Source organism: Nocardioides euryhalodurans (genome assembly GCF_004564375.1).
In the GTDB taxonomy this organism is placed as follows: Bacteria; Actinomycetota; Actinomycetes; order Propionibacteriales; family Nocardioidaceae; genus Nocardioides; species Nocardioides euryhalodurans.
This window is the reverse complement of record NZ_CP038267.1, coordinates 2,530,568-2,552,532: the sequence shown is the minus strand read 5'-3', so window position 1 is coordinate 2,552,532 and position 21,965 is coordinate 2,530,568. Positions and strand designations below refer to the sequence as shown.

At 72.5% G+C, this 21,965-nt stretch carries 24 protein-coding genes; 8 read left to right on the top strand and 16 right to left on the bottom strand.

Features of this window, described 5'->3' with window-relative positions:
* Window positions 1-38: 38 nt before the first annotated feature.
* The 4 genes from EXE57_RS12175 to EXE57_RS12160 form a co-directional block, all read right to left on the bottom strand.
* Entirely contained in the window at window positions 39-395 is a 357-nt protein-coding gene (locus EXE57_RS12175) for an NADH-quinone oxidoreductase subunit A (RefSeq protein WP_135077861.1), read from the bottom strand.
* Window positions 395-1,654 carry a Na+/H+ antiporter NhaA gene (gene nhaA / locus EXE57_RS12170; protein WP_135077859.1) on the bottom strand — a complete coding sequence of 420 codons (1,260 nt, stop codon included), beginning with the start codon at window positions 1,652-1,654 and terminating at the stop codon, window positions 395-397. The genes EXE57_RS12175 and nhaA overlap by 1 nt, the downstream gene beginning before the upstream one ends.
* Before the next feature lie 116 nt (window positions 1,655-1,770).
* Entirely contained in the window at window positions 1,771-2,346 is a 576-nt protein-coding gene (locus tag EXE57_RS12165) for a GNAT family N-acetyltransferase (RefSeq protein ID WP_244246808.1), read from the bottom strand.
* A complete protein-coding gene (locus tag EXE57_RS12160; protein ID WP_135077857.1) occupies window positions 2,343-2,636 on the bottom strand; it encodes a DUF1905 domain-containing protein in 294 nt (97 codons plus the stop codon). The genes EXE57_RS12165 and EXE57_RS12160 overlap by 4 nt, the downstream gene beginning before the upstream one ends.
* A 70-nt stretch (window positions 2,637-2,706) precedes the next feature.
* On the opposite strand from EXE57_RS12160, the gene EXE57_RS12155 reads away from it, so the two are divergent.
* The 3 genes from EXE57_RS12155 (at window position 2,707) to EXE57_RS12145 (ending at window position 5,901) form a co-directional block, all read left to right on the top strand.
* Window positions 2,707-4,131 carry a short-chain fatty acid transporter gene (locus tag EXE57_RS12155; RefSeq protein ID WP_135077855.1) on the top strand — a complete coding sequence of 475 codons (1,425 nt, stop codon included), beginning with the start codon at window positions 2,707-2,709 and terminating at the stop codon, window positions 4,129-4,131.
* Between the two features lie 126 nt (window positions 4,132-4,257).
* A complete protein-coding gene (locus EXE57_RS12150; protein ID WP_135077853.1) occupies window positions 4,258-4,740 on the top strand; it encodes a hypothetical protein in 483 nt (160 codons plus the stop codon).
* 9 nt (window positions 4,741-4,749) lie between these two features.
* A complete protein-coding gene (locus tag EXE57_RS12145) occupies window positions 4,750-5,901 on the top strand; it encodes a hypothetical protein (RefSeq protein WP_135077851.1) in 1,152 nt (383 codons plus the stop codon).
* A gap of 8 nt (window positions 5,902-5,909) precedes the next feature.
* Here EXE57_RS12145 and EXE57_RS12140 read toward each other — a convergent pair whose 3' ends face one another.
* The 3 genes from EXE57_RS12140 to EXE57_RS12130 form a co-directional block, all read right to left on the bottom strand.
* Window positions 5,910-6,356, bottom strand: a complete 447-nt coding sequence (locus EXE57_RS12140) for a DUF3817 domain-containing protein (RefSeq protein WP_135077849.1) — start codon at window positions 6,354-6,356, stop codon at window positions 5,910-5,912.
* A gap of 86 nt (window positions 6,357-6,442) precedes the next feature.
* Entirely contained in the window at window positions 6,443-7,552 is a 1,110-nt protein-coding gene (locus EXE57_RS12135; RefSeq protein ID WP_244246807.1) for an alpha/beta hydrolase family protein, read from the bottom strand.
* 117 nt (window positions 7,553-7,669) lie between these two features.
* The gene (locus tag EXE57_RS12130; protein WP_208542833.1) at window positions 7,670-8,053 is read right to left on the bottom strand and encodes a DNA polymerase ligase N-terminal domain-containing protein; all 384 of its coding nucleotides are present in this window, start codon (window positions 8,051-8,053) and stop codon (window positions 7,670-7,672) included.
* Between the two features lie 119 nt (window positions 8,054-8,172).
* On the opposite strand from EXE57_RS12130, the gene EXE57_RS12125 reads away from it, so the two are divergent.
* Window positions 8,173-10,278: a M6 family metalloprotease domain-containing protein gene (locus EXE57_RS12125; RefSeq protein WP_244246806.1), complete on the top strand. Its 2,106-nt coding sequence runs from the start codon at window positions 8,173-8,175 to the stop codon at window positions 10,276-10,278.
* Between the two features lie 12 nt (window positions 10,279-10,290).
* Here the strand turns inward: EXE57_RS12125 and EXE57_RS12120 are convergent, their stop codons facing one another.
* Genes EXE57_RS12120 through EXE57_RS12105 form a run of 4 tightly spaced genes read right to left on the bottom strand, consistent with a single transcriptional unit; the run spans window position 10,291 to window position 14,359 of the window.
* Window positions 10,291-11,751, bottom strand: a complete 1,461-nt coding sequence (locus EXE57_RS12120; protein ID WP_208542832.1) for an LLM class flavin-dependent oxidoreductase — start codon at window positions 11,749-11,751, stop codon at window positions 10,291-10,293.
* 7 nt (window positions 11,752-11,758) lie between these two features.
* The gene (locus tag EXE57_RS12115) at window positions 11,759-12,601 is read right to left on the bottom strand and encodes an SDR family oxidoreductase (protein WP_135077843.1); all 843 of its coding nucleotides are present in this window, start codon (window positions 12,599-12,601) and stop codon (window positions 11,759-11,761) included.
* Between the two features lie 46 nt (window positions 12,602-12,647).
* Window positions 12,648-13,463, bottom strand: a complete 816-nt coding sequence (locus EXE57_RS12110; RefSeq protein ID WP_135077841.1) for an ABC transporter permease — start codon at window positions 13,461-13,463, stop codon at window positions 12,648-12,650.
* Complete coding sequence (locus EXE57_RS12105; RefSeq protein ID WP_135077839.1) at window positions 13,460-14,359, bottom strand: ABC transporter ATP-binding protein; 900 nt, start codon at window positions 14,357-14,359, stop codon at window positions 13,460-13,462. Before EXE57_RS12105 ends, EXE57_RS12110 begins: the two co-directional genes overlap by 4 nt.
* Window positions 14,360-14,490: 131 nt before the next feature.
* On the opposite strand from EXE57_RS12105, the gene EXE57_RS12100 reads away from it, so the two are divergent.
* Both EXE57_RS12100 and EXE57_RS12095 read left to right on the top strand, forming a co-directional pair.
* The gene (locus EXE57_RS12100; protein ID WP_135077837.1) at window positions 14,491-15,636 is read left to right on the top strand and encodes a sensor histidine kinase; all 1,146 of its coding nucleotides are present in this window, start codon (window positions 14,491-14,493) and stop codon (window positions 15,634-15,636) included.
* A complete protein-coding gene (locus EXE57_RS12095; RefSeq protein ID WP_135077835.1) occupies window positions 15,633-16,289 on the top strand; it encodes a response regulator in 657 nt (218 codons plus the stop codon). The genes EXE57_RS12100 and EXE57_RS12095 overlap by 4 nt, the downstream gene beginning before the upstream one ends.
* A gap of 38 nt (window positions 16,290-16,327) precedes the next feature.
* Here the strand turns inward: EXE57_RS12095 and dnaB are convergent, their stop codons facing one another.
* Window positions 16,328-17,632 (bottom strand): replicative DNA helicase, encoded by a 1,305-nt coding sequence (gene dnaB / locus EXE57_RS12090; RefSeq protein ID WP_135080902.1) that lies wholly within the window; start codon window positions 17,630-17,632, stop codon window positions 16,328-16,330.
* 561 nt (window positions 17,633-18,193) lie between these two features.
* Here dnaB and EXE57_RS12085 point away from each other — a divergent pair.
* Window positions 18,194-19,528 carry an MATE family efflux transporter gene (locus EXE57_RS12085; protein WP_135077833.1) on the top strand — a complete coding sequence of 445 codons (1,335 nt, stop codon included), beginning with the start codon at window positions 18,194-18,196 and terminating at the stop codon, window positions 19,526-19,528.
* 10 nt (window positions 19,529-19,538) lie between these two features.
* On the top strand, window positions 19,539-20,114 hold the full coding sequence (locus tag EXE57_RS12080) for a hypothetical protein (RefSeq protein WP_135077831.1): 576 nt from the start codon (window positions 19,539-19,541) through the stop codon (window positions 20,112-20,114).
* A 14-nt stretch (window positions 20,115-20,128) separates the two neighbouring features.
* Here the strand turns inward: EXE57_RS12080 and rplI are convergent, their stop codons facing one another.
* The 4 genes from rplI to rpsF form a co-directional block, all read right to left on the bottom strand.
* A complete protein-coding gene (rplI, locus tag EXE57_RS12075) occupies window positions 20,129-20,575 on the bottom strand; it encodes a 50S ribosomal protein L9 (protein ID WP_135077829.1) in 447 nt (148 codons plus the stop codon).
* Between the two features lie 13 nt (window positions 20,576-20,588).
* Window positions 20,589-20,825 carry a 30S ribosomal protein S18 gene (gene rpsR / locus EXE57_RS12070; RefSeq protein WP_135077827.1) on the bottom strand — a complete coding sequence of 79 codons (237 nt, stop codon included), beginning with the start codon at window positions 20,823-20,825 and terminating at the stop codon, window positions 20,589-20,591.
* A gap of 92 nt (window positions 20,826-20,917) precedes the next feature.
* Window positions 20,918-21,463, bottom strand: coding sequence for a single-stranded DNA-binding protein (locus EXE57_RS12065; RefSeq protein ID WP_135077825.1), 546 nt, complete (start codon window positions 21,461-21,463; stop codon window positions 20,918-20,920).
* Between the two features lie 103 nt (window positions 21,464-21,566).
* Window positions 21,567-21,854: a 30S ribosomal protein S6 gene (gene rpsF, locus EXE57_RS12060; protein WP_135077822.1), complete on the bottom strand. Its 288-nt coding sequence runs from the start codon at window positions 21,852-21,854 to the stop codon at window positions 21,567-21,569.
* Window positions 21,855-21,965 lie beyond the last annotated feature (111 nt).

Genomic DNA, 21,965 nt, shown 5'->3' with positions numbered 1-21,965 from the left:
GTGATGGGCTCCGGCTCACCCGGAGGGGCAAGCGGACCTCAGTCCCAGTCCAGGCCGCCGCGCCGCCACTCGTACGCGTAGACGGCCCCGATGGTGGCCAGGAACAGCACCATCGCGAGGAGGCCGAAGGAGCCCATGGCGTCGAAGTGGATCGCCCAGGGGATCAGGAACATGATCTCGACGTCGAAGATGATGAAGGTCATCGCGACCGTGTAGAACCGCACCGGGATCCGGGTCTCCGGCGGGCGCTCGACCGGGACGATGCCGCACTCGTAGGTCTCCAGCTTCGCGCGGTTGTAGCGCCGGGGACCGACCAGCTGGCTGAGCACGATCGAGCCCACCGCGAACACCGTGGCCAGCGCGCCGAGGACGACGACGGGGGCGTAGACCTCCATCAGGTTCCTTCCGTCGATGGGCCGGCTCGTCGCGCCCGCCGGTCGCGGGGCCACAGAACGGCAGTGCCGATGGCCGCCGCGAGCAGCGAGGCGGTCAGGACTCCCACCTTGCCGACGTCCTCCAGGGACGACCCCGGATAGCTGAGCTCGGTGATCAGGAGCGAGACGGTGAAGCCGATCCCGGCCAGGCTCGCGAGGCCCAGCACGTCTATCCACTCCAGCGAGTGGTCGAGGTCCGCGACCGGGAGCCTCGTGACCAGCCAGGCCGTCCCCGCGATCCCGAGGATCTTGCCGATGACGAGCGAGACCACGATCCCGACGGCGACCGGCGACCCGAGCGACTCCACGAAGCCGCTCGTCCCACCGACGGCGACACCGGCGGAGAAGAAGGCGAACACGGGGACGCACACCCCGGCCGACCACGGCTGGACCCGGTGCTCGAGGGTCTGGGCCAGGCCGTCCTCCAGGGCTCCCCCGTCGCCCCTCACCGGCGCCGTGAGCGCGAGGGCGACGCCGGCCAGGGTGGCGTGCAGGCCTGACTCGTGCACGAGGGCCCAGGTGACGGCGCCCAGTGGGAACAGCATCGCCCAGGCCGCCCACGGTGTGTCGACGAGCAGGTCGGCGCCGCGCCGTGCCAGCAGTGCGAAGCACACGAGCGGAACCACGGCCAGCACGAGCGGGCTGAGCGCCAGGTCGGCCGTGTAGCCGACCGCGATGATCGTGATCGCGATCAGGTCGTCGACCACGGCCAAGGTGAGGAGAAAGGTACGCAGCGCAGGTGGGAGGTTGCGCGCCACCATGGCCAGCACCGCCAGGGCGATCGCGATGTCGGTCGCGGCCGGGATCGCCCAGCCCTGCAGGGCGACGTCGTCGCCGGCGTTGATGGCCACGAAGAGCACGGCGGGGACCACCACCCCACCCACGGCCGCCGCGACCGGGACGAGGGCCTTGCGCGGGTCACGGAGCTCGCCGGCGACGAACTCGCGCTTGAGCTCCAGCCCGACCAGGAAGAAGAAGACGGCCAGCAGCCCGTCGGCCGCCCAGTGTGCGACCGTCAGGTCCAGGTCCAGCCCCAGCACCTCGCCACCGACCGACCGGTCCCGCAGGGCGGCGTACCAGCCACCTGCCGGGCTGTTGGCGAGCACCAGGCCGGCCGCGGCCGCCCCCAGCAGCAGCCCACCGCCGACGACCTCGCGGGACAGGAAAGCCCGCGCCCGCTCCACGGGTCGCGTCGCGGGGTCCAGGAGGGAGTGGCTCACCGTCGGGGTCCCTCTCGGTCGGCAGGCCGGCGCGTCGAGCAGCCGGTGGGTCCGCTCTCAACCGTGCAGAGCCGGGAGAGTCGGGACCATGGGGTCTGCCACCCATCCCGGTGCGGTCAGCGCGCCGGCAGCCGCATCACGACGCGGGGAAAGCCCCCCGAGACGGCATCGGTCGGCGAGGCCAGCGTGAAGCCGGCCGCCTCGAAGACCGCACGGGTGCCGACGTACGCCATGGTGAGGTCGACCTTCTCGCCCCGGTTGTCGACGGGGTAGCCCTCGACGGCCGGGGCTCCCTGCTCGAAGGCGTAGTCGGCAGCGCCACGGACGAGGAGGTGGCTGATCCCCTGCCCGCGGTGCCCGGGGCGCACCCGCACGCACCAGACCGACCAGACCGGCAGGTCGTCCACGTGCGGGATCTTGCGCGAGCGGGCGAACGGCAGCTCCGCGCGGGGCGCGACCGCGGCCCAGCCGACCACCTCGTCCCCGTCGTAGGCGAGCACGCCGGGGGCGACCGTGCGTCCGAGCAGCTCGCGGACGTACTCACCGCGCTCGACACCGACCAGCGACTGGTTGGTCCTCGCGTCGAGCCGGTGGCTCAGGCACCAGCAGACGTTGGAGGTCGGCTTCTTGGGGCCGACCATCGTCTGGACATCGGCGAAGCTCCGCGCCGGCCGGACCTCGATCCCGCTCACGGGCGCTCGCCGAGGACCATCCGGACCTCGACCAGGTCGCCCGTGCCGATCGCCTCCGCCTTGCGGACCTTGTCCTTGAGGGGGACGAGGTAACGGCCGTCCTTGGGGAACAGCGAGGTCGTCCACTCGGTGTCGCCGACGACCACCCGGGCCGGGATGACGCCCCACCCGTAGGTCAGCATCGGCGAGGCCTCCCTGATGTCCTCGCTGTCGTCGTCGGGCACGGCGACGTAGTAGTAGGGCGCCGGTCCGCGCCACTCGAAGACGTCCCCCGTGAACTCGACCTCCATGGCGGCAGTCTGTCCGAGGGTCGATGACGGCGTCGAGAGCCGATGTGGCGCTGCTCTAGGGTCGTGGCCCATGTCGACGACGACCATGGAGGACGAGCGCGGACTCGCACGGTTCGCCCAGCGCAGCGCGGCCTGGACGGAGAAGTGGTTCCCCGACGCCTACGTCTTCGCGCTCGCGGGCGTGGTCCTGGTGGCGGCCGCCGCCATGGTCAACGGAGCCAGCCCGGCGACGGTCGCCGAGACCTTCGGCGACGGCTTCTGGGACCTCGCCGAGTTCACGCTGCAGATGGCGATGGTGGTCCTGACCGGCTACATCGTGGCCACGTCCGCCCCCGTCGCGCGGATCATCGAGCGGATCGCGACCTACCCCGCCACGCCACGGGGAGCGGTCGCCTTCGTGGCGCTGATGTCGTGCCTGGTCTCGATGGTCAACTGGGGCCTCAGCCTGGTCTTCAGCGGCCTGCTCGCCCGTGCGATCGCGCGGCGCTCGGACCTGCGCGCCGACTACCGCGCGCTCGGCGCGGCTGCGTATCTCGGCCTGGGCGCGGTGTGGGCGCTCGGGCTGTCCTCCTCGGCCGCCCAGCTGCAGGCGACCGCCGAGTCGCTGCCGCCGGAGCTGCTCGAGATCACCGGCGTCCTGGACTTCGGCGCGACCATCCTGACCTGGCAGTCGTTGCTGATGGCGGCGATCCTGATCGCGCTCAGCGTGGCCGTCGCGTGGGCCTCCGCGCCGCAGGGCAAGGCGGTGCGCACCGCGGAGGACATGGGCGTCGACCTCTCCGACTCGGTCGAGCGGCTCGCCCCGCGCTCCCGCCCGGGCGAGTGGTTGGAGTACTCCTGGATCCTCCCGGCGCTGATCGGGCTGCTGACCCTGGGCTGGGTGGTCATCCAGTTCGCGACGCTGCCGTTCCTGTCGGTGATCAGCAGCCTCAACGGCTACCTCATGGTCTTCCTGATCCTGGGCCTGGTGCTGCACGGTTCACCGAGGGCGTTCCTCAACGCCACCGGCAAGGCGGTGCCGACGACGGCCGGCGTCCTCGTCCAGTTCCCGCTGTACGCGGCGATGGCGGCCATCCTCACCCGGGCCGAGGGCAGCGGCGGGCTCACCGTCTCCGACCAGCTCGCCGACCTGTTCACCAGCATCGGCGGCGGCGGCGCGTTCGCGGTCGTGATCGCGCTCTACACCGCGCTGCTCGGCCTGCTCGTCCCCTCCGGTGGCGGCAAGTGGCTGGTGGAGGCGCCGTACGTCATGCAGTCGGCGACGGACGTCGGCATGAACCTCGGGTGGACCGTCCAGATCTACAACGCCGCCGAGGCGCTGCCCAACCTGATCAACCCGTTCTTCATGCTGCCGCTGCTGGCCGTGCTCGGCGTGCGGGCCCGCGACCTGGTCGGGTTCACCTTCCTGCAGTTCCTCTTCCACCTGCCGGTGGTGCTGCTCCTGCTCTGGCTGCTCGGCATGACCTTCGAGTTCGAGCCACCGGTGATGCCCTGAGGCTCCGCCGGAGCCGGTCGTGGACCGGCTCTGGCGGCGCCGGGCGACGCAGGTCCATACTGAGGAGCGCCCGCTGACGAGCATGGGGCCCTGACCGAGTCGGCGGCTTGTCAGGGGGACCCCAAGATGCCGTGGAACGAGCTCAGCCAGACCGTACGCCTCCTCGCCCTCCTCGGCCGGGTCCGGCCGGAGGTCTTCGACGCCTTCCCGCCGCACGGCCCGGTCCTGCGCGACCGCTTCGAGGCGGTCGGCCTCAACCCGCAGCCGCTGCCGCCACGCGACCCGCTGGTGGTCGGCGCGGTCACGATGGCCGGCCGGGTCGCGACCCTGGCCGTCGAGGCCGACGTACGAGGTGAGGAGCCGGCGCGCTGGGTCCGCGACTTCGTCGCCGACTGGTGCGAGACGCCGTGGCCGCGCCGGTGGCCGTGGCCGGGCCCGGGTCCCGGGCCGGACGGCCCCCAGCCCGACCCGTGGTCGGTGAACGCCGCCCGGGTCGCAGGCGCCTCGGTGCTGGCCTCGGTGGCCGCCGGGCTCGGCGCCGGTGAGCTGCGCGACGCGCTGGCCCACGGTGCCGAGCAGCTCGCGGACGTCGCCGGCCGGGAGCTCTGAGCTCCGGCGATGGCGACGCCGGTCACGGTCGAGTTCATCCGTCTGTTCTGCTACCACGGCGTCGACGAGGACGTCTCCGAGCCGTACCTCTGGGTCATCGGCTTCACCCTCGACGGAAGGACCATCACCCACACCCCGGACTCACCGAAGCTCACCGGCGCGCCGGACTACTTCTTCTCGCCGGGCAGCCACGACAACATCGGCGGCGGCATGGGGATCGGGAGCACCCGGTTGCTCCCCCCGGCGGTGGGGACGTTCGCCACCACGCTGCAGCCGATCGTCCTCAACGCGGGCGGCCAGGCGGTCGAGGTGCCCGGGTGGATCGGGCTGATCGGGGTGCTGCTGGAGGAGGACTCGACCTCCGACGTCGGCGCGGAGGCGGCGCACCAGGCGATCAACAACCTGGTCCGGACCGAGATCAACGAGGCCGTCGAGGACATCAACCTGGCCGGTCTCGGAGCGGAGATCCTGGCCGCGGTCAACGCGGGGACCAGCCCGGTCGCGGCCGCCACGGCGATCTTCACCGCGAAGATCGACCGGCTCATCGCCCGGATCGAGCGGTACGCGCAATCGGCGGCCGTCAACGCGATCGTGTCGAACCTCAGCTTCCCGGCCGCGATCGTCGAGGGTGCGGACCCCGACGAGTTCATGGGCATCTCCGTGCGCATCTACGGTGAGCCCGACCTCGCGGCGACGACGCACACGGAGCGGCTCGAGTTCACGGACATGATCGTCGAGCCCAACATGCACCCGGAGTCCTCGGACTTCGCCTACAACCTCCACGGCCAGGCCTGGCAACGGATCGAGGTGTTCTGGGTGCCGTTCACGGACCAGGTCCCCCCGGGCCGGTGGCAGGTGACCGGGCTCCAGCGCAGCGGCCGGCCGGGCAAGCAGTTCATCAGCCAGCTGGGCGGCAACTTCGCCGACGGCACACCCTGGGTGCAGACCAAGGGTGCGGTGATGGACCAGCTCTCGGTCGGGTCGCACAGCTACTTCGTGCGCGGTGCCTCCGGGGTCGAGGCCGACGTGATCATCGAGCCGGAGCCGCTCAACCCCTTCTTCCCCTCGCTCACGACCACGGCCGACGACGACCCGACCAACAACCTCGGCTCGCTGCCGCCGTGCCCGCTCGGGACCCGGCACACGCGGCCGGTGGGCTGACCCGCGCGTCAGCCGACGGGCGGACCGACCAGCAGGGCCACCCCGGTGAGGGTGGCGACCGCGACGACGCCGACCCCGGCGCCGGCCGCCGGGTTGCGGACCAGCCAGGCCAGCACCCGCTCGGCCGGCGTACGCCCCGGCGCCTCGCGGAGCCGCCAGGTGGTGGGCAGCTCGTGCCGGCGGTCGGCCGAGCGCTCGAACCAGATCGTCATGAACGGCGGCACCGCGCTCACGAGCGCCAGCAGCGTCCGGCCCGGCGACCAGCGGGCGTCGACGGCCACGGCCAGGGCGGTGAGGACGTACGCGACGAAGACGACCCCGTGGAGCATCCCGCCGATCCGGACCCCGAGCTCGGTGGTCCCCGTGACGTACTTGAGGAACATCCCGGTGAGCAGCAGCCCCCAGGTGACGGCCTCCGCGACGGCGGTGGTGCGGAACAGCAGGCGGGGGGTCATGGGTCTCCGTCGGGGCTGGGCGGCGGTGCGCCCTCATCGTCTCAAACGGCCCACGTGGAGAGTCCGCCGGTGTGGTGGGGAACAGCTCAGGCGAGCCGGGCGTCGAAGAAGGCGATGGTCCGGTCCATGGCGGCGTTGAAGGCCGGACCGAAGGCGTGGCCGTCCTCGTACCAGGCGAGCTGCGAGTCGACGCCCGCCGCCACCAGCGCTCGCTGGGTCGCGGACGCCCACGGCGGGGGGCAGGTGTCGTCGTAGCGGCCGTGCACCATCAGCACCGGCTCGGTGATCCGGTCGAAGGCGGGGCGCGAGGAGTTGTCGCGCCAGAAGTCCGGGTTCTGGGCCGGGGTGCCGTGGCTGACCATCGCGGCGTCGGAGGGGTCACCCGCGATGAACTGCCGGTAGTTGTCGGCCTCCAGCGAGGAGACCGACGCCCAGGGCGCGGCGGCCTGCACGAGCCCGGGCTCCACGACGAGCGCCTTGAGGATGACCCCGCCCCCCATCGAGCGTCCGAACATCGCCATCCGGTCGTCGTCGACCGGGACGTCGGGCGAGGCCCGCAGCGCCTTGACCGCGTTGATGACGTCGGCGGTGTAGCCCAGCCGCATCCGCCGCTGGTAGTCCGGGTCGTCGTCGGACTCGGCGTGGTTGCGGTAGTCGACGTGCAGGGCGACGTAGCCGCGGGAGGCGAGGTAGCCCCGCTCGCGGGTCATCCCCTGGCCGCGGACGTAGACGTCGGGGTCGATGTAGCCGTGGGCGAGCACCACCGCCGGGAACGGCCCGCGCCCGGTGGGGACGTTGAGGACGCCGCTGATCGTGTAGCTCTCCTCGCCACCTCCGGGCAGGCTGCTGCGACTGCGATAGGTGATGTCGTACGACGTGTACGCAGCCGTCTGCTCACGGACCGCCCCGAGGCGCAGCCGGTCGCCGCGGTGGCGTTGCTCGGCCAGGCCGAGGACCGAGATCGGGCGGACCGGCTCGGGAGCGATCGTGTCGCCGTCCTCGGACTCCTGGGCCGGGGCCGGGTCCGACGAGTCCGGCTCCGCCGGGGCGCTCGTGCCGGTGGGACGGTCGGCCGACGGCTCGGCGGGCGTCCCGCCCTCGGCGCCGTCCTCGCTGCTGCAGCCGGCCAGCACCAACGCCACCAGCACCAGCGCGGCGGCCGGCCCTGATCGACCCGGACGTGTCAGGTTCCGCACGAGGACTCCCGTCGGTGGCGGTCTGTGAGCCCATTCTGGTCGATCGACCCAACCCGGGCCGTGACGGACCCGGGCCGGTGTCAGCCTCGGGGACGCGGCCGGCCGGACGGTGGGACCTCAGTCGCCCAGGGAGGACGCCTCCGACGGCTGGTCCTTGACGAGGTGGAGCAGGGCGTCGTCGCCGGTGTCGATGAGGGCGTAGCGGCGCGATCCCTCCCGGCCGTGCAGCACGAACACCGAGCGCCGGTCGTTGCGGTCCTCGAGCTCCCACCAGCCGGTGTCGGCGATCCGCTTGTCGACGTCCTCGTACGTCGCGTGCTCGAGCTCGTGGTCGTCGACCGGCACCGCGAGCCGGTCGTGGCGGTGGTGGGTCGGCAGGCCGCGGGGCACGGCCCACGACCGCAGCACGCCGTCCTCCTCGAGCCGCAGGTCGAAGTGGTGCTGGGGCCGGTCGTGCTCGTGGAGCACCCACACCGGCCGGCCGGCCGTGTCGCTCGCCACTGCGCCTCCGCCCCTCGTGGGCCGTCGGGACAGAAATTGGGGGGGTCCCATCGGGCCCCGACAGGCCTAGTGTGTCCACCATGACATCTCGGGCTGTCACTGTGTCAGGTTGCGCTCTCGTGGCGATCGCGCTCACCGCGTCCGCCGCCCTCGGGGCCCCGGCCCCGGATGCTGCCGAGAGACCCGACGAGCCGGGCACGCAGCAGCCCTTCAACCACTGGCGGTACGACCACTGGCCGCAGGTCCAGCCGTGGCAGGAGCAGCAGAGCGACGCCGAGCTGTCCCGGGTCCGGGCGCGTGGTGGCGTCGGGAAGCCCGGCTTCCCCGCCCCCGTCGACCCGCAGGAGTGGGAGAACCCCGACCACATGACCTGGTCGGACTACACCCCCATCCCCGGGACCGACTGGGCCGACCCCGAGCAATCGGGATCGGAGCGGACGTTCCGCGGCGCCCTGGTCGTCGTCGACTACCCCAACAAGTCGTTCGCCGTCTCCGAGCCGGCCAACTCCACGGTCTTCGGCAACCCCAGCACCGAGGCGAGCTCGATCCCCCGCGAGGACGTACCCGCCTTCTACCGCGACTTCCTCAACACGCCCAACCAGCTCAACCGCGGTCACACGATCCACGAGTACTGGATGGAGGACTCCGGGGGCCGCTACGGCGTGGAGCTCACCGAGTTCGGCGCCTACGAGATGCCGGGCAAGTCCCACGAGTACGCGATGGAGTTCCAGGGCGAGGGGTCCTGCCCCACCGGTGACTCCTGCGACAAGGACCTGCGTGCCGACGCGTTCGCGGCGTGGCAGGCGGCCGAGGGCACCGACGTCCGCGACGACTTCGACTTCGTCTACATCCTCAGCGCCGGTCAGGACGAGTCCTCCACGTGGCAGGAGTTCGGGCCGATGAAGTGGGAGGAGCGGGAGCAGGTCACCGACCCGTTCGGCCCTCCCGACGAGTCGCTGCCCAACTGGTCCGAGACCCGCTACGTCGACTGGACCTCGTGGGCGTCGGGCTCGACGCTGTGGCCCAACGCCGGCGGTGGCTCCACCACCCAGGCGGAGAGCTCCGGCATGGGTGTGTACGCCCACGAGCTCAGCCACGTGCTGGGGATCGGGGACAACTACAACAACCCGTTCGGCAACCCGCCCCGCCGGACCTACACCGGTGTCTGGGAGATGCTCAGCCGTGGCTCGTTCAACGGGCCGGGCGGTCCGCACAGCCGGTGGACCATCCCCGCCACCGGCGGCGGCTCGATGGGCGCCCAGCACATGCTGCGCAACAAGATGAAGCTCGAGATGGTCAGCGAGCGCCACGTCCTGCGGCTCGGCCGCGGGGCGCTCGACGACTCCGGCCTCGTCGTCGCACGGGTGACGGCCCGCGCCGTGGTTCCGCAGCGGCGGGGACTCTCCGGCATCAACCTCGACCTCGGTGGCCCGGGTGACCTCAGCGGCCCGTGCGACCCGGCCACCGACCCGATGTGCGACGGCGGTGGCTACGACAACTACACGCTGGAGGTCGTGGACCGGATGGGCACCGACTCCTTCACCCCCGACTCCGGCACGCTCATCGCGAAGACCAAGGACCTCGACCGGTCGCCCTTCGCGTGGGTCGTCGACGCCAACCCGCAGGACATCGGCATGACCGACTTCGTGCGGCCCGACGGCACGGAGGTGCCGATCACGATCGGTGACTACCGCCAGCTCTCCGACGCCCTGCTGCACGCCGGCACCGAGTCTGGCAGCGAGTTCGAGTACGTCGACGAGGCGAACCGGTTGCACTTCTACGTCCTGGAGAAGGACCGCGACCGCCGGGGGCAGCTGAGCTACCTGCTCGGCATCCGCTCCCTCGACGGCTCGGGGCCGCAGACGCGGGGTGTCGGCCTGCGCTCGGGCAGCGCGGTCGCGGACCGGCGTGGCCTGGCGACGTGCCGACTCCCGCTGACCAACACCGGGCGGTCGCGGAGGATCGTGGGCGAGCACCCCGAGGGTGTCGCGCCGTACGTCCGCAACGACATCTACCGGCTCTCCGCCCGGGTGCGTGGCGCCGGCTGGAGCGCCCACCTCCCGCAGCAGCTCGCGACGACCGCGTTCGGCTCGACGACGAGGGTCACGGTGTACGCGCGCAACGACTTCGCGCGGGCGGAGCCGGGCCGGGTGCGGCTCACCGCCCGCTCCGAGAGCGACCCCGACGTGGTGGCGCGGGCGACCTGCCGGGTGCGGATGCGGTGAGTCGGGTCGGCGTCAGGCGTTGAGCCCGGCGAGGGCGAGCACGTCGTCGGGGCCGTCGAGGTCGCGGGTGGCGAGGAAGACCGTGGAGACACCCTCGCCGGCGAGGGCGGCCCAGCGGTCGCGGTGGTCGGCGACGGTGCCGGCGTGGGTGCGGGCGGCGTACGCCGGCGCCGCGGTGCGGCCGCGATGCCGCTCGACCCGGCGCCACACGTCGTCGCGGTCGCGCCCGACGACCGGGAGGTCGAGCACCGTGACGGCGACCTCCGCCGGGTCGCGACCGACCGCGGCGCAGTGCTCGTGCAGCACCCCGACCTTGTGGCGCACCACCTCGGCCTCGCCGGTGCGCAGGTTGCACGCGTCGCCCAGCCGCGCCGCGATCCGCAGGGTCCGGCGCTCGCCGCTGCCCCCGACGACGACGGCGACCGGGCCGGCCGGCCGCGGATAGCCGGTGGTCTCCGGCAGCACGACCCCGTCGCCGTCGTACGCCTTGGTGCCCTTGGCCCACAACGCCCGCATGGTGACGATCGCGCGCTCGAGCTCGTCGAGCCGCTCCTTCGCGGTCGGGAACGGCAGCCCGTAGGCCGCGTGCTCGCGCTCCCACCACCCGGCCCCGATGCCCACGAACGCCCGGCCGCCGGTCAGGGCGGAGAGCGTCGCGGCCGCCTTGGCGGTCACCCCGGCGGGGCGGAAGGTGACCGGGGTGCACAGGGTGCCCAGCTCGAGTCCGGTGCCGAGCCCGGAGAGGGCCCCGAGGGTGACCCAGGGCTCGGGGATCGGTTCCCACGCGCGGCCGACCTGGGGGATCTGGATCAGGTGGTCCATCAGGGCCAGTCCGGCGAAGCCCGCCTCGTCCGCGGCGCGGGCGACCCCGCCCAGCCAGGCCAGCGGATCATCGCCCCAGGGGAACCGGGAGACCTGGAGCACCGTCCGTAGCCCGAGGCTGCTGGTCCGGTCGGCCCTGGGGACCGGGGACGGGGCCGGCGTCGCCGGTGGGGGCGCCGTGGTGTCCGCGACCGGCACCACGAGGTCCCAGCCCTCGACGCCGAGCTCGTGACCCACCTCGCGGACCTTGCCGAGCTGGGCGGTCAGGGCCGGGGCGGGGACGGGCCGGTCGCGCGCGGCGTTGCGCCGCCGGCACTCGGCCGCCTCGGTCGCGACCAGCACCGCCACGGCCGGCAGGCCGGCGGCCCGTGCCGCTGCCCGCCAGGCGCGCCGGCGCTCGGCGTCCAGGCCGAGGGTGTCGACGACGGTCGTCAGGCCGCGGCCGAGCCGGGCCGCGACGATCGTGTCGAGCAGGGTGAAGGCGTCGGCCGAGGCGTCGAGGTCGTACGGCCCGCTGCCCACCACCCCGCGCAGCCCGTCGGACGACACGACCTCCTCGGCCCGGTAGTGCTGCTGCGCCCAGGTCGACTTGCCGGCCCCCGACGCACCGACCAGCACCACGAGGGCCGGGTCGGGGAGCCGCACGGTCACCGCGGGCTCATCCGCCCAGCAGGGAGCGCCGGACCAGAGCGTCCAGCGCCCGGTCGGGGAGCACCCGGCCGAGCCACGCCTGGGCGACGGCGTCCTTGCCGACGAGGTACCTCGTCCGCGGGCGCGGCGCGGTCAGCGCGCGCCCGACCACCTCGGCGACCGCCTCCGGCGGCAGGCCCTCCCGTGCAGCCTGGTCGGCGAGCCTGCGCACCGCCTCGACGAGGCGGGCGTACCGCTTCTCCACTGCAGGGTCCACGCCGTCCCAGCGGCGATCACCGGCGACGCGCCCGCGCTCCCAGATCGGGGTGGCGATCGCACCGGGCTCCACGGCCACGACCGACACCCCATGGGGCGCCACCTCCTGTCGCAGCACGTCGGTCAGCGCCTCGATGGCGAACTTCGAGGCCGCGTAGGGCCCGAACAGCGGTCCGGCCACCCGCCCCGCGACGGAGCTCATCATCACGACCCGGCCACGGCGCTCGATCAGGAGGGGCAGCAGTGCGCGGGTGACCGCCACCTGGCCGAGCACGTTGACCTCGAGCTGCTCGCGCCAGTCCTCGACCGTCAGCGCCTCGACCGGGCCGACCACCGCGGTCCCGGCGTTGTTGACCAGGGCCGCGAGCGGAACGGGCGCCGAGGCCACGCCCTCGGCCAGCGCCGCGACGTCCCGTGGGTCGGTGACGTCGAGCCGCACGGCGCGGATCCGCCCCGACCACGACTCCACCAGCTCGGCGTCCTCGTCACGACGTACGCCGGCCAGCACGTCGAAGCCCAGGCCCGCCAGGCGGCGGCACGTCGCCGCCCCGATCCCCGTCGACGCGCCGGTCACCACCACCGTGCCCGCCGCCATCCCTGCACGGTAGCGAGAAACCAGGCTGCCGGTCGTGTGCGTGCCCTCAGGTGACCTCGGAGCGGCGCAGGGAGAGCAGCCCGACGACGAGGGGGATGACGATCCAGATCAGCGTGGTCGAGCCGAGCATCGCCCACTCCTCGCCCGTGTTCGTCGCGCCCTCGAGGAGCTCCACCTGCGTGTAGTTCCAGTCGATCCACGGCTGCAGCTCCTCGAACCAGGAGCGCACCTGGGCCAGCAGGACGAGGATCCCCGGCATGACCAGGGAGACGACGAAGTAGGCCACGATCGCGGCCGCGGAGTTGCGCAGCACGACGCCGAGGGTGAAGCCGACGGCCATGCCGATCAGGTTGAAGAGCACCATCTGGGACGCCATGACCCACGAGATGTTCCACACGGCGTCGAGGCCGGCGAGCGCGGAGCCGGCCACGTTGCCGAGCGCGCCCACCGCGAAGGCGACGGCCACCGAGCCGACGCCCACCAGGAGGGTCGCGAACGCCTTGGCGCCGATCACCCGTCCGCGGCTCGGCACCAGCGTGAACGTCGTGAGACCGCTGCGCTGGCTCCACTCACTCGTGACGGCCAGGATCGCGATCATCGGCAGGATCACCGACATCGGGAACCCGCTCGCCCTCGTGAAGCTCTCGTAGGTGACGTCGCTGTCGGGAGCGAAGACGAGGACCGACCCCGCCGAGATGGGCGACAGGAGGCCGATGCTGACGAGCAACCAGAATCCCGAGCGGGTGTTGAACATCTTGCGCAGCTCCACGCGGACGAGCCGCGTGGTCGGGATGGGGCGGGCGGAACGCCGGACCGGTGCGGTCTGCGTGGTGGAGGCCGAGTGGCCGATCGTGGCGGTCATGCCGCAGCTCCTTCGCGCTGGGTGTCGGCGGTGAGCGACAGGAACATGTCCTCGAGCCCGGCGCCGTCGGCGGACCGGAGCTCGGTGAGGGCGATGCCGGCGGCCAGGGCCGCGGCCCCGACCCGGGCGGGTTCGGCATCCGTGCGGACCGAGCCGTCGCCGGCGAGCGTGCTGGGGAATCCGGCCTGCTCGAGCGCGTGGGCGAGGTCGCGCGGTGACGTCGCGCGGGCCAGCGTCCCGGAGGCCGCGAGCAGCTCCTCCTTGGTGCCGGACGCGACGATCCTGCCGCGGCCGATCACGACCAGGTCGTCGGCGATGGCCTCGATCTCGTGCAGCAGGTGCGAGGACAGCAGCACCGTGCCGCCCTGCCCGGCGAAGCCCGTCAGCAGGTCGCGCATCCACCGGATCCCCGCGGGGTCGAGCCCGTTGGCGGGCTCGTCGAGGATCAGCGCCCGCGGGTCGCCGAGCAGCGCGGTGGCGATGCCGAGGCGCTGACGCATCCCGAGGGAGTAGTGGCGCACCCGGCGCCTGGCCTCGACGGGGGTGAGGCTCACCAGCTCGAGCATCTCGTCGACCCGGGTGCGGGGCAGGCCCATGGTGTCGGAGGCGGTGGTCAGGACCTCGCGTCCGGTGCGGCCGGCGTGCTGGGCCGAGGCGTCCAGGAGGACGCCGACCTCGAGGCCGGGGTTGGGGAGGTCGGCGAAGCGGACGCCGTCGATGGTGGCCGTGCCGGACGTCGGGGCGGTCAGACCCACCATGACGCGCATCGTGGTGGACTTGCCGGCACCGTTCGGACCGAGGAAGCCGGTCACGCGGCCGGGCTGGGCAGTGAAGGAGATGTCGTCGACGGCGGTGAAGCCGGCGTACCTCCGGGTCAGGGACTCGACAGTGATCATGGGACGACGCTCGCCGGTTCGAGCCCGCGGGGCATCGGTCGTGAGGCTCCGAGCCGGTCGTGCCTTCGGCCGGTGGGCGGGTCAGACTTTCGGCTGGTCCCCCGGCGGCGCTCGATCCCTAGGCTGAGTGGGTGAGCAATCCGCTGCGGGCCCTGCTGGAGGAGCCTCGGCCCTCCGCCCCGCCGGTGCGCGTGCGGCGCGACTGGGCGCTGCTCGCGGCCGTGGCCGTCTTCGCGGTGCTGGAGGGTGTCCTGCGCGAGGACCTGCCGCTCCCGGTGCTGTCGGTGGTGCTGACCGTCGCACTGGCGCCGCTGCTGCTGTGGCGGCGTACCCATCCTCTGGCCGTGGTCGTGACCACCTTCGGCGCGATCGCGGTCGTGGACCTCGTCCTGGTCGTGGCCGACGCCCCGGTCCTCGACGTCTACACGATGCTCTACGTCCTGGTGCTGCCCTACGCCCTCTTCCGGTGGGGCTCCGGACGAGAGGCAGTCACGGGCCTGGCGATCATCCTGGTGCCGGCGACCCTCGCGCTCGTCGGCAGCTGGCCCGGGGTGGCCCCGGCCATCGGCGGCGTCGGTGTGCTGGTGTCCGCCCTCGCGCTGGGCTGGGCCGTGCGGACCCAGCAGGACGCCCGGGAGCGGACGCTGGAGCAGGTGAAGTCGGAGGAGCGGGTGCTGCTGGCGCGTGAGCTGCACGACACGGTGGCCCACCACGTCTCGGCCATCGCCGTCCAGGCCCAGGCCGGGCGCGCCCTCGCGGCGACGAGTCCCTCCGCGCCGCTCGAGGCCCTGGAGGTGATCGAGGTGGAGGCGTCGCGCACGCTCGCGGAGATGCGCGCCATGGTGCGCGTGCTGCGCAACGAGGCCCCGGTCGACTACGCCCCGCAGCCCGGGGTGGCCGACCTCGAGCGGCTCTCCGGCACCTCCCCCGCCGGCCCTCGGGTCGAGGTCACGGTCTCGGGGGACGTCGCCGCCCTCCCCGCGGCGGTCGACGCCGCCGTCTTCCGGATCGCGCAGGAGGCGGTCACCAACGCCCTGCGGCACGCGCGGAACGCCACCCTGGTCGACGTACGCGTCGCCGGCGACCAGTCGACGGTCAGCCTCGTCGTGCGCGACGACGGCGACCCGGCCCCGGCGGACCCCGCCCCCGACGCGGGCTTCGGGCTCACCGGGATGGTCGAACGTGCGGTGCTCCTGGGTGGCTCCTGCCAGGCAGGTGCCTGCCCCGGTCGCGGCTGGGCCGTCAGCGCGACCCTGCCGCGGCGGGTGCCCGCATGAGCATCCGGGTGCTGGTCGCCGACGACCAGGACCTCGTGCGCACCGGTCTGCGGCTGATCCTCGGCACCCTCGACGGCATCGAGGTCGTGGGCGAGGCCCGTGACGGCCAGGAGGCGGTGCGGCTGGCGCGCGAGCTGCGTCCTGACGTGTGCCTGATGGACATCCGGATGCCTGTCCTCGACGGCGTCGAGGCGACGCGGCAGCTGGCCGGACCGGGTGTCGCCGACCCGGTCGCGGTCGTCGTCATCACCACCTTCGACCTCGACGAGTACGTGCACGGTGCGCTGTCGGCGGGCGCCACCGGCTTCCTGCTGAAGGACTCCGGACCCGAGCTGCTCGGCGAGGCGATCCGGGCGGCCACCCGAGGTGACTCGCTCATCTCGCCGAGCATCACCCGCCGACTGCTGTCGACGTTCGCGGGCACGGGTCGGGCAGCTCCTCCGGCCCAGCCGCTCGACCCGCTCACCGAGCGCGAGGAGCAGGTGCTGCTCACCCTCGCGCGGGGTCGCACCAACGCAGAGATCGCCGCCGAGCTCCACATCAGCCTCAGCACGGTGAAGACCCACATCGGCAGCCTGATGGCCAAGCTCGGCGCCCGTAACCGGGTGGAGGTCGCGATGTGGGGGTACGAGACCGGCAGGGTCAGGGAGTAGCGGTCGGCCTGCTCTGCCGACTGGAAGGCCGGAGGGGGTCAGTGGGCCATGTCGACGAAGCGGGAGTAGTGGCCCTGGAAGGCGACGGTGATGTCGCGGGTCGGGCCGTTGCGGTGCTTGGCCACGATCAGGTCTGCCTCGCCGGGGCGGGTCGACTCCTTCTCGTAGACGTCGTCGCGGTGGAGCAGGATCACCATGTCGGCGTCCTGCTCGAGGGAGCCGGACTCACGCAGGTCGCTCATCATCGGCCGCTTGTCGCCGCGCTGCTCGGGACCACGGTTGAGCTGCGAGAGCGCGATGATCGGCACCTCGAGCTCCTTGGCGAGCAGCTTGATCTGGCGGGAGAACTCCGAGACCTCCAGCTGACGGGACTCGACCTTCTTGCCCGAGGTCATCAGCTGCATGTAGTCGATGACGATCAGCTTGAGGTCGTGGCGCTGCTTGAGCCGCCGCGCCTTGGCCCGGATCTCCATCATCGTCATGTTGGGCGAGTCGTCGATGAACATCGGCGCGCTCGACACCTCGCCCATCTTGCGGGCCAGCTTGGTCCAGTCGTCGTCGCTCATCGCGCCGTTGCGGATGTGGTTCAGCGGCACCTTCGCCTCGGCCGAGAGCAGCCGCATCGTGATCTCCGAGCGCGTCATCTCCAGGCTGAAGAAGCAGCTCGTCATGTTGTTGTGGATCGAGGCCGCCCGGCACAGGTCGAGCGCCAGCGTCGACTTTCCCATGGCGGGCCTCGCCGCCACGATGATCATCTGGCCGGAGTGGAGACCGTTGGTCAGGTCGTCGAGGTCGGCGAAGCCGGTCGGGACGCCGTAGAGGCCGGCCTCCCGGTTGCCGATCGCCTCGATCTCGTCGAGGACGCCGTCCATGATGTCGGAGAGCGGCGCGTAGTCCTCGGCCGTGCGGCGGTCGGTGACCTTGTAGACCTCGGCCTGCGCGGCGTCGACCACGTCGTCGACCTGGCCCTCGCCGGCGTACCCGATCTGGACGATCTTGGTCCCCGCGTCGACCAGCCGGCGCAGGATCGCCTTCTCGCGGACGATCTCGGCGTAGTAACCGGCGTTGGCGGCGATCGGGACGTTGGCCGAGAGGGTGTGGAGGTAGGGGGCGCCACCCACCCGCGGCAGCTCGCCCCGGCGCTGCAGCTCCGCCGCGACCGTCACCGGGTCGGCCGGCTCACCGCGGCCGTAGAGGTCGATGATCGCGTCGTGGATCAGCTCGTGGGCCGGACGGTAGAAGTCGACGCCACGGACCGACTCCGCGCAGTCGGCGATCGCGTCCTTGGAGAGCAGCATCGCGCCGAGCACGCTCTGCTCGGCCGCCTCGTCCTGCGGCGGCATCCGGCCGCCACCGGACTGCTGCGGGGCCTGGCCGGGCGCGTACGCCGCGGGACCGTCGCCCCACTCCTCGTAGGGGTCCGCCACACCGGCCTGGTCGTGCTCGGTGACGCTCACCAGACCTCCTCGTGTGACGGGCGCGGGCGCGCCGACGTGATGCCCACGACGTTAGGGAGGACCTCTGACACCGGAGACAACCCGGAGGAACCTACGTGCCCGCACCACCCGGATGGAAGCCAGTCCTCCACAGGGGCTGGGGATAACCGGCCACGGGTGGTGGACGACACGCGTGCAGGTGTGCACGCACTGGGGAGAGGGCTGTGGACCGAGGACGACCTTCGACGCCCGGATACCTTCTGACCTGCGGAAACGCTGACCACAGGCTGTGGACACGAAACTGTCTCGACGGCTGGCCACCATCTGGGATCGGGGTGGGCGGATTGTCGACATACCACGCCCCCGCCCCTGTCCGCCGGATAATCCACTGTTCATGCACAGGTCGGCTGACTAGCCGATGTGAGACACAGAGTCCGTATCTGTCCCTTACCTGACTAGTCTGGAGCCATGACCCGGGCCCATGACCGCGAGATCCTCCGCCTCGCCGTCCCCGCCTTCCTCGCCCTCGCCGCCGAGCCCCTCTTCCTGCTCTCGGACGCCGCCATCATCGGCCACCTCGGCACCGAGCCGCTCGCAGGCCTCGGCATCGCCGCCGCCGTGCTGCAGACCGCGGTCGGCCTGTGCGTGTTCCTCGCCTACGGCACCACCGCCAGCGTCGCCCGCCACCTCGGCGCCGGCGACACAAGGGGAGCGCTGGCCCAGGGGGTCGACGGCATCTGGCTGGCCGTGGTCATCGGCACCGTCACGACCCTCCTCGGCGTCGCCCTCACCTCGCCGCTGGTCGAGCTGTTCGGCGCCGGCGAGGCGGTGAGCGACCAGGCCACGACGTACCTCCGGATCGCGTTCCTCGGCACCACCCCGCTGCTGGTGATGCTCGCGACGACCGGCGTCCTGCGCGGCCTGCAGGACACCCGGACCCCGCTCTACGTCGCCGTGGGCGGCAACGCCGCCAACATCGTGCTCAACGTGCTCCTCGTCTACGGGCTGGGCCTGGGCATCGCCGGGTCCGCGTGGGGCTCGGTCCTCGCCCAGGTCGCGAGCGCCGCCGCCCTCACCGCGGTGGTGGTCCGCGCCGCCCGGCGTGAGGGCGCCCCGCTCCGCCCGGACAGCGTCGGGATCCGGGAGGCCGCCCACGCGGGCGTCCCGCTGGTGATCCGGACGCTCACCCTGCGGGCCGCGCTGCTCGTGACGACGTACGCCGTCACGCTGGCCGCCCTCGACGAGGCCGACCAGGCCGTCGACCTGGCGACCCACCAGCTCGCCCTGACGCTGTGGACCTTCCTCGCCTTCGTGCTCGACTCCATCGCCATCGCCGCGCAGGCGATCACCGGCCGCTACCTCGGCGCCGGCGACGTGGCCGGGACCCGGGCCGTGACCGACCGGATGGTCCGGTGGGGGATCTGGTCGGGCGTCGTCACCGGGCTGCTCCTCGCCGTCAGCAGCCCGCTGCTCGGGCCGCTCTTCACCGACGACGCTGCCGTCCAGGACCGCCTGGTGGGCGTGCTCCTCGTCGCGGCGCTCGGCCAGCCCGTCGCCGGCGTCGTCTTCGTGCTCGACGGCGTCCTCATCGGGGCCGGTGACGGGCGTTACCTCGCCTGGGGCGGGGTGGTCGTGCTCGTCGTGTACGCCCCGGTCGCGCTGCTGACCGTCCTGCTCGGCGCCGGCCTGCTGGGGGTCTGGGTCGCGTTCGCGGGCGTCTTCATGGGGGCCCGCTGGGTCGTGCTCACCCGGCGGGCGCGCAGCGACGCCTGGCTGGTCACGGGAGTCGCGAGCACTGCCTAGAGTGACGCCCATGCGACCCCTCCAGGCGATCGGCATGGGCCTGGTCATCGTGGTCCTCACCGCCGACCCGGGCGGCCGTGACCTCGACGTCCTCCCGGACCCCCTCGGCTGGCTGCTGGTCCTGCACGGCGCCACCCGCCTGCCCGCCGAGCTCGCGCACCGCCGGCTCCTCCTCGCCACCGGCGCGCTGGCCGCCCTCGTGTCGGTGCCGCTGTGGATCCCCCCGGTCGCCGGGGAGCTCCGTGCGGCCGATCCCTCGCTGCTGTGGGTCCTCGACCTCCCGCAGGCCGGCTTCGTCCTCGTGCTGTCCCTCGCCCTGGCCCGGGCGGCGGAGGCCGGGGGCGACACCGCTGCCCGCGGCTGGTGGCGGCTCGTGCTCGCAGGCACGGCTGTCGTCGCGGTGCTGCCGCCGGTCGTCCTCGGCGCCGGCGTCACCGCCCTGGCCGCCGTCGCGGCCGGGCTGGCGATCCTGGTCCTGGTCACCTGCCTGGTGCTGTGCTTCGCCCACTCCGGCCGCCCGTGGATTCACGTGGAACGAGCCCCGGACGCAGCAGGACCGCCCCTCCGTGAGGAGGGACGGTCCTGAAGGGACTGCGTGGGTCAGGCCGGGATCACGTTGAGCGTGACCCTGGCTGCCACCTCGTCGTGCAGCTTGACCGACACCTCGTGGGAGCCCAGCGACTTGATCGGGTTGCCGATCGCGATGGTGCGACGGTCGACGCTCTCGCCGGACGCCTCGCCCAGGGCAGCAGCGATGTCGGCGGAGGTCACGGCGCCGAAGAGGCGACCGCTCTCGCCGGCCTTGACCTTCACCGCGACGGGCTCGGCCTCGAGGCGGGTCTTGATCTCGACGGCGTGCTGCTCGTCGCGGACCGCACGCGAGGAGCGCGCGGCCTTGATCGACTCGGCAGTCCGCTCCGCGCCCTTGCTCCAGCGGATCGCGTCGCCGCGGGGCAGGAGGTAGTTGCGGCCGTAGCCGTCCTTCACCTCGACGACGTCGCCGGGGCCACCGAGGCCGGAGACCTCCTGGGTCAGGATGATCTTCATCAGGGGACTCCTCTCAGCGACCGGTGGACGTGTAGGGCAGCAGGGCGAGCTCGCGGGCGTTCTTGACCGCGATCGCCACGTCCCGCTGGTGCTGGACGCAGTTGCCGGTCACCCGACGGGCGCGGATCTTGCCGCGGTCGGAGATGAACTTGCGGAGCAGCGTCGTGTCCTTGTAGTCGACGACGGTCGCCTTCTCCTTGCAGAACTGGCAAACCTTCTTCTTGGGCTTGCGAATCACTGCCTTGGCCATTGTGGTGCTCTCCTTTCAGAGCCCGGCGTGAGCCGGAATGGTTCAGGTGGGTTGTCGGGTCCCGGAGGTCTCACGACCGCCGGGGGTGTGGATCAGAAGGGAGGCTCGTCCGAGCCGCCGCCCGCGGGAGCGCCCCACGGGTCGGCCTGGCCGCCACCCTGGCCGCCGCCGGCGCCGCCGCCCTGCGGGGCGTTGGTCGCCCACGGGTCGGCCTGGCCGCCACCGCCGCCACCGCCCTGCGGAGCGGAGCCGTAGCCGCCGCCACCGCCGGAGCGCTGGGCCCGGGTGACCTTCGCCGTGGCGTACTTCAGCGACGGGCCCACCTCTTCGACGTCGATCTCGAAGACGGTGCGCTTCTCGCCCTCACGGGTCTCGTACTGACGCGACTTGAGCCGGCCCTGCACCACCACGCGCATCCCCTTCTGGAGGGACTCCGCGACGTTCTCCGCGGCCTGGCGCCACACCGCGCAGGAGAGGAACAGCGCGTCGCCGTCCTTCCACTCGTTGGTCTGGCGGTCGAAGGTCCGCGGCGTCGACGCGATCCGGAAGTTGGCCACGGCCGCACCCGAGGGGGTGAAGCGCAGCTCCGGGTCGTCGACGAGGTTGCCGACGACGGTGATGACGGTCTCGCCTGCCATGTCAGTTCTCCCTGGTCTGTTCCACTGGTCGTGTCGGCCGGGTTCGCAGCCTCAGCAGAGGCTAGGCACCCGCACCCACACACGAAAGGTCTCGTCCACAGCCTCAGGCCGTGGGGCGCAGCACCTTCGTACGGAGCACGGCCTCGTTGAGACCGAGCTGGCGGTTGAACTCCTTGACCGTGGCGGGCTCGGCGTTCAGCTGGATCACGGCGTAGATGCCTTCGGCGTTCTTGTTGATCTCGTACGCCAGGCGCCGACGGCCCCAGACGTCGACGTTGTCGACGCTGCCACCGTCCTTGCGGATCACGTTGAGGTACTTGTCGAGCGACGGCTCGACGGTGCGCTCTTCGAGGCTGGGGTCGAGGATGACCATCACTTCATAGGCACGCATGCGGTCTCCACCTCCTCTGGACTCAGGCGGCCACGGACTCTCCGTGGCAGGAGGGCATTGCGTTCGTCGCCGGGACCTGACCCGGCAACCGGACGAGGTTAGCAGCGGCCG

Coding starts and splice junctions, on each gene's coding strand:
- EXE57_RS12110 (WP_135077841.1), bottom strand. CDS start 13,463: ATGACCGCCACGATCGGCCACTCGGCCTCCACCACGCAGACCGCACCG.
- EXE57_RS12080 (WP_135077831.1), top strand. CDS start 19,539: ATGCGACCCCTCCAGGCGATCGGCATGGGCCTGGTCATCGTGGTCCTC.
- EXE57_RS12145 (WP_135077851.1), top strand. CDS start 4,750: ATGGCGACGCCGGTCACGGTCGAGTTCATCCGTCTGTTCTGCTACCAC.
- rpsR (WP_135077827.1), bottom strand. CDS start 20,825: ATGGCCAAGGCAGTGATTCGCAAGCCCAAGAAGAAGGTTTGCCAGTTC.
- rplI (WP_135077829.1), bottom strand. CDS start 20,575: ATGAAGATCATCCTGACCCAGGAGGTCTCCGGCCTCGGTGGCCCCGGC.
- EXE57_RS12115 (WP_135077843.1), bottom strand. CDS start 12,601: ATGGCGGCGGGCACGGTGGTGGTGACCGGCGCGTCGACGGGGATCGGG.
- EXE57_RS12085 (WP_135077833.1), top strand. CDS start 18,194: ATGACCCGGGCCCATGACCGCGAGATCCTCCGCCTCGCCGTCCCCGCC.
- EXE57_RS12155 (WP_135077855.1), top strand. CDS start 2,707: ATGTCGACGACGACCATGGAGGACGAGCGCGGACTCGCACGGTTCGCC.
- rpsF (WP_135077822.1), bottom strand. CDS start 21,854: ATGCGTGCCTATGAAGTGATGGTCATCCTCGACCCCAGCCTCGAAGAG.
- EXE57_RS12105 (WP_135077839.1), bottom strand. CDS start 14,359: ATGATCACTGTCGAGTCCCTGACCCGGAGGTACGCCGGCTTCACCGCC.
- EXE57_RS12160 (WP_135077857.1), bottom strand. CDS start 2,636: ATGGAGGTCGAGTTCACGGGGGACGTCTTCGAGTGGCGCGGACCGGCG.
- EXE57_RS12095 (WP_135077835.1), top strand. CDS start 15,633: ATGAGCATCCGGGTGCTGGTCGCCGACGACCAGGACCTCGTGCGCACC.
- EXE57_RS12150 (WP_135077853.1), top strand. CDS start 4,258: ATGCCGTGGAACGAGCTCAGCCAGACCGTACGCCTCCTCGCCCTCCTC.
- EXE57_RS12065 (WP_135077825.1), bottom strand. CDS start 21,463: ATGGCAGGCGAGACCGTCATCACCGTCGTCGGCAACCTCGTCGACGAC.
- EXE57_RS12140 (WP_135077849.1), bottom strand. CDS start 6,356: ATGACCCCCCGCCTGCTGTTCCGCACCACCGCCGTCGCGGAGGCCGTC.
- dnaB (WP_135080902.1), bottom strand. CDS start 17,632: ATGCCGCCGCAGGACGAGGCGGCCGAGCAGAGCGTGCTCGGCGCGATG.
- EXE57_RS12175 (WP_135077861.1), bottom strand. CDS start 395: ATGGAGGTCTACGCCCCCGTCGTCGTCCTCGGCGCGCTGGCCACGGTG.